Origin of the sequence: Candidatus Stygibacter australis (assembly GCA_030765845.1) — a bacterium.
In the GTDB taxonomy this organism is placed as follows: domain Bacteria; phylum Cloacimonadota; class Cloacimonadia; order Cloacimonadales; family TCS61; genus Stygibacter; species Stygibacter australis.
Genome location: JAVCDJ010000125.1, coordinates 1 through 6,620 on the forward strand (window position 1 = coordinate 1; position 6,620 = coordinate 6,620).

At 35.8% G+C, this 6,620-nt stretch carries 3 protein-coding genes; all 3 read left to right on the top strand.

Annotation, left to right across the window (positions count from 1 at the left end; genetic code table 11):
- The first annotated feature begins 151 nt into the window (after window positions 1–151).
- Entirely contained in the window at window positions 152–2,458 is a 2,307-nt protein-coding gene (locus RAO94_06470; protein MDP8321976.1) for a T9SS type A sorting domain-containing protein, read from the top strand.
- 90 nt (window positions 2,459–2,548) lie between these two features.
- On the top strand, window positions 2,549–4,870 hold the full coding sequence (locus RAO94_06475; protein ID MDP8321977.1) for a choice-of-anchor Q domain-containing protein: 2,322 nt from the start codon (window positions 2,549–2,551) through the stop codon (window positions 4,868–4,870).
- Between the two features lie 913 nt (window positions 4,871–5,783).
- Window positions 5,784–6,620 (top strand): hypothetical protein (locus RAO94_06480; protein MDP8321978.1); only part of this gene is annotated, 837 nt, incomplete at its 3' end.

The following is a 6,620-nucleotide window of genomic DNA, read 5'->3' on the forward strand; positions in this document are numbered from 1 at the left end:
AGGTGACTGCTTCATTAAGTTGAAGCAGGATGACAAATATGGCATTATTCTGTTTCCCATAAAAATATTATCAAAAAGGAGCTGCCTGAGCATCTGCGTGAATACTCAGACAGCCTTTAACGAACTAATCAAAATTACTAAGGAGATAATTATGAGTAAAGATAAAAAATATATTTTAGCATTAATTATGCTGCTACCCTTGTTATTGTGCGCCATTACCCGTTATGTTGATGATGATTATACAAATCCAACCCCTCCCTATTATGACTCAATTCAGGAGGCAATAGGAGATGCATCGACAGGAGATGTCTTATGTGTTTATCCTGGTACTTACGAGCATATTTCAATTGGAAATATAGGTTTGACCATAATGAAATTCGGTATAGGAGATGTGATTATCGATGGTAATGATGAGCATACATGTATTTATTTTACTAGTAATAGTCAATATGGTGTAATACTTGATGGATTGATTATAACTAATGGAAATAATAGTAGTGGTGGTGGAATATATGCTGGTAGTGACAGAACAGTGAAAATTTGTAATTGTGAGATTATAAATAATACTGCTACAGGAGGAGGAGGAGGATTATTTAGTTCTCAAGGTGATTTAACGTTAGAAAAATGTGTGATAAAGAACAATACGGCTGCTACAGGAGGAGGAATATACGCACGTGATCAACATCTGACTATGCAAGATGTTTCAATTATCGATAACACTGCAGAAGTAGGTGGTGGAATATATGCCAAAACATATGCAACCTATGTTAACTACCTAGATGCAGAAAATGTTATTATCGAAAACAATACAGCAACTGATTACGCAGGAGCACTGGGTATTAGAAGCGTATCACCTGAAGTACCTTCTGCGGTGTTAAATTTCAACAAAGTTACAATCTCTAATAATAACTGTACTAATGATATCGGAGGAATTTATATTGGAACTCCAACTTATGACATTGATCTTAGCATTATAAACAGCATAGTTTGGGGAAATGATAATACACCCCAGATACCAGCAAATCATATTGTAACTTATAGTTGTGTTGATGGAAACACCGTTTATCCGGGTGACGAAAATATTAATGATGATCCGGAATTTGTTAACACTAATACATATAATCTCGAGTATTACAGCCCTTGCATAGATACCGGTGATGATGACATTGCTTATTATGATCCTGACGGATCACGGGCAGACATGGGTTATTTGTACCACGAGCAGGATGTTTATAGTTGGCAATATGGTCTGTTTGAAAGACAGTATCTGTGGAAGAGTTTTCCAAAATTGCAGATAGATCCTAATCAGGGAGATGATGTAGGAGTGGAGAATTCTCTTCAAACCTGGAATCCGTTGCCACATCAGCTTGAGCTTGATATTTGGAATGATGATGGGTTTTTAGCTAATGGAATTTATGATGATAACGAAGAAAGATGGACCTGGGATGATGAGGATATATCCAGTGTCAAAGGATATAAGATGCAAAAAACAAATGCTTCTGGGTGTTTATTATTCTCTAGAGGAGTAATATGTGAATCTGATACAGATCTGGATACCTATGCAAGTGCTGAAACCTGGTTGGGATACTTTCTGGAAGACAGTCAGTTAGTCATTGATGCATTTCCTTCTGCTGTGATCAATGATGCTATACTCGTTAAAACAATGGATTGGACGATCAGCAGAAATTCTACAAATGATCGCTGGACAGGAACTACCGGTTCAAGTTATATAAATTATGCTGATTGTGTTGTAATAGAAACGGTAAGTGCTTATAATGATTTCAACTGGGAAACACCTTCCCGCAGTGGCTATGTGAATTATAGACCAGTAGCAGAACATTTTACATTTGATGATGATGTTGATTACTTTCCCATCTATGCAACATTTGATGTGAACGACATGCCTGACGAAGTTGCAGTCTATATTGATGGTGTCTGCCATGGAGCCCAGGTTGTAGAGGATACTATTTGCCAGATATGCGCACATATACTGGAAGAAGATCCGGGTCAGGAGATCGAGTTTGCTTTATGGTATGATGGAAGAAGTGGATTAAAGCACTTAAACAGCTACCAGGTTTTTAATGAATCAGAAGGAAAGTATGAACGCAGAAGCCTGATAACAGGGATGCCGGGAATTCATTATAAGGTTTACCTGGAAGGTAACAACGAAAATGTGGTTCCTATATATTATGATCTTCATTGTTATCCAAATCCCTTCAATCCTGAGTTGACCATCTCATTCAACCTGGAAGAAACACAAGAAGTTAATTTGAATGTATATAATGTCAAAGGACAAAAAGTCAAAACTCTGGTAAATGAATTATTCCGTCCAGATGACTATAATTTAGTCTGGAAGGGAGATGATAATACTGGTAATAAAGTCAGCAGCGGTGTCTATTACATCAGATTGCAGGTGGGTGAAGATATAGTGAACCGGAAAGTGATATTGATGAAGTAAATGGAAGTAGTGAGAAGCAAAATAAGTGAGAAGTGAGAAGAAACAAACCTGGCGTCCTGAGGGACGCCAGGTATAAATGAGGATATGGTTATGAATAAGTATTTGGTTTTATTTATTGTGTTGCTTATATTTGGTATGTTGCAGGGAACTACTATTACGGTCGATATTGAGGGTAATGGTGATTATAATTCAATTCAGGAGGGAATAAATACCAGTGTGGATGGAGATACGGTGCTGGTTTATCCTGGTCGGTATTTTGAAAATGTTGATTATATTGGAAAAACAATAACTGTTGCCAGCCTGGAAATGACGACTGGTAACAGGGATTATATTTATTCAACAATAATTGATGGAAATCAGACAAGTTGCTGTGTATATGTGAATAACAATGAAGGAGATGGCACAACATTAAGAGGATTTACCATAACTAACGGTAATGGATATGTGATCACAGTAAACGGAGACGGAGGTGGGATATTCACCAGAGATGCCTGTCTTGATGTGATAAATTGCCTTATAGAAAATAATCATGCATTTTCAGGAGGAGGAATATTAGTTTCAGGAACAGCACTCTATTTAGAAGGATGTACGATAAGAAATAATACCGCTATGCGTGCAGGTGGAGGAATCAGTTGTGGCAGGTTATATAATACAATAGAGTTTTCATATACCAACAGGTGCAATATATATGATAATTTTGCTCCGGCAGGTCAGGATATTTGTAACATTTATGCTGAATCTGTAGGAATGGTAACTGACGTGATAGTTGATACTTTTACTGTTTCTGATCCTTATGGATTTGAATTGTATCAAGGGGACACCTGGAATAGTCAGAATTATGTGGGTATGACCTTCGACATACTTCAGGCAAAATATGAGAAGATAGAAGCTGACCTTTACGTTGCACCCTGGGGTAATGACGATAACAGTGGACTAAATGAAGCAGAGGCATTATATTCAATAAATAAAGCTCTACAATTAATATCTGCCGATAGTGAAAATCCCAGAACTGTTCATCTGACGAATGGATTATACGCTCCCTGGTATGAAAGCCAGACATTTCCCCTTGTTATGAGAAGTTATGTTTCATTAATAGGAGAATCAGAGGAGAATACTATTATTGATCTTCAGAATGGAAATTGCGGATTTATAATTGATCTTTTTGGAGAACTTGGTTATGAAGTTAAAAATATGACTATTCAGAACGGTTATCTTCCTGAAGATAATGCTCCATTTTTTGGTTATATGAATTATGTAAGAAATGAAGGAGATTCGGAAGAACCATTAGTATTTGAAAACATCACTTTCAGAGATAATGATTATTTTATACTATTAAATATTAATGAAGCAAACCTGACACTCAGGAATGTAGATTTTTATGGTAACCACTGTGAATATGGAAATCAGAAAAATTATAATTTAAGAGCAAGGTTATTAACAAATTTCGAAAGATCGACTTTAGTAGAAAATTGTATTTTCCAAAATAACTACAGTGGTGTAGTTTATTTTCCGAATTCAGGAAGCATATCCCAAGGCTACTCAACTAACAGTGTTGTAAATTGCCAATTTACTCAAAATGAATTTGAGAATGAACACACTCCATATTTTCCCGAGGGCATATCAATTGTTGCGGCTTATGCTATGGAATTAAATATAGTAAATTGTACTTTTACAGATAATCATTGGTTTGGGCCTACTATTGGCAATGCGCCGATTTATATATCAAATGGTGTCTATGCAGTATTAGCAAATAATCTATTGTATGCAAATAATACATCTCACTCAATAATTGCCAGGACTTCAGGTAGTGCATTTCCAGTAGTAGTTGTTCACCACAATATCATTGAGAATGGATTTGATGGAGTATTAGATGAAGGTAATTTTGTCATCTGGGATGAAGAGACGAACTGGGATGAAGATCCACTATTTCTGGGTGAGGGAGACTTTCCCTATGAATTGCAGGATGATTCACCAGCAATTGATATGGGAACAACTATTTTGCCGGACGGTGTAACACTTCCTGAATTTGATCTGGCAGGTAATCCGCGGATCATGGGTAGTGGAATAGATCTGGGTGCTTATGAATACAATCCCTTCAGTAATCCGGTTACGGAAACTGAATTGGAAGATTCTGCCTTGAACTATTATCCTAATCCGGTGAGAATATGTGACGGCAGAGGAGCGGTTATAATCAATTATACAGGTTTGGAGCAGGTAGAGAATTATCAGATAGGAATATATAATATCAAAGGACAAAAGGTGTGGGAATCAGAACTAAAAAGAGGATACAGCGGCATCAGATGGGATTGCTGTAATACCAGTGGAGATAAAGTTGCAACGGGAGTATATTTCCTGCGGCTTTCAAAAGATGGAGAATTTCTGGAGCAGGGGAAACTGACAGTGATCAGGTAATTATGAATTTTGAGTTTTGAATTTTGAATGAATGTAATGTAAGAATAAAGAGGATTTGAGCAACGAATAGCTTTCATGCATTACAGCTCATCAAGACAAGTACTAACAAAACGAACTGGAGAGATAGCAGAATTATATCTATTGCTATTTTTACACCGTAGGTGTTAACTATTTGTAGTAAAATAATATCCCATGAAACAACCCTTACCCCGTAGGGGTTATTTAACCTGATAATGGGAATAAATTTTCTGATACATATCCCCTACAGGGAAAATGTTTTTGCCGGTTTTTTTCTACAAATAGCAAACTTTTACGGAGTAAAAATGAAAGATGGGATTATAGTTATATAGATTTGTTAAACACTTTTTTAATCGAATGAGAGTAGTCCTGAGGTGGATGGTCTAGGTAAGCAGAAAAACTACATCAAATGTTTTGAATTTAATGGCATTTAATACTATGCCAGATATACAATGGTAAGTGATAATTATTTTTAAATAATCAAATTTAATACCTATTACGGCTTATAGTTGGCTATAACACTGAATTGGTACATTCTCTATTATATATTTTTATTTATCTTGACAGCATTATAGTTAATGTACCTAAATGTCTTTGTTGATAATTAATAATCTTTGCGGGGAAAAATTATGAATAGATCTTGCTGCCGATTTATAAATGAGCTAACTTGCTATATATATATATATATAGGTCATTTGCGACAGTAAAACTCTATCTCAGGAATTGCCTTTTAAAATTTGGCTAAGGTGACTGCTTCATTAAGTTGAAGCAGGATGACAAATATGGCATTATTCTGTTTCCCATAAAAATATTATCAAAAAGGAGCTGCCTGAGCATCTGCGTGAATACTCAGACAGCCTTTAACGAACTATTCAAAATTACACAGGAGATAGTTATGAGTAAAGATAAAAAATATATATTAGCATTCATTATGCTAATTCCGCTGCTATTATGTGCTACACTTTATGTAGATGATGATTATACAAGTCCAACACCTCCAGAATTTAATGAAATTCAAGATGCTGTAGATTATGCAGAAACCAATTCCCTAAATGGGGAAATTATAAATGTATATGATGGAACTTATGATCCTATCATAATCGGAGGTGTAGGATTAACAATAAAGCGTTATGGTTCAGGAAGCGTATATATTGATGGTTCTGGCTCAAATTCATCTTGTATCGATTTTGATGCATCCCAAGCAACAACAACTTACTTTGAGGATATAATAATAAGGAATGGTTGTCCTTCATTGTATGGTGGAGGGATAAAATTATCAGCGAATAGAAGTATATCTTTAGAAAACTGTGAGATCATAAATTGTAGTGCAACTTATGGTGGAGGGATATATATTGCGGGTCAACAAACAAGAAATAATTGTACTATGTCTAACTGCATAATCAGCAATAATACCGCCTCACAAAATGGGGGAGGTATTTATGGCACATTTGCATCCTTGGATATGGAAGATTGCGTAATTAAATGTAATTCTGCAAATTGTGGCGGAGGCTTATACACCTATGGAGTATTCATTAACAGTAATGATACTGATAGAGTACTTATGTATGGCAATTCGGCAACTGCTAATGGTGGAGCAATATATATGGCTGGAGTTTCAGGTGGTTATTATAATGATTCCATCTATCTTGGCAGCGTTACTTTAGCAGATAATACTTCCACTTATGGTGTTGGAGGTATTTATGTGGAGAATACCGATGATGTCACTCTGGAA

Excerpts from the sequence above, each read along its gene's own strand:
- RAO94_06475 (MDP8321977.1), top strand. The coding sequence starts at position 2,549 with ATGAATAAGTATTTGGTTTTATTTATTGTGTTGCTTATATTTGGTATG.
- RAO94_06470 (MDP8321976.1), top strand. The coding sequence starts at position 152 with ATGAGTAAAGATAAAAAATATATTTTAGCATTAATTATGCTGCTACCC.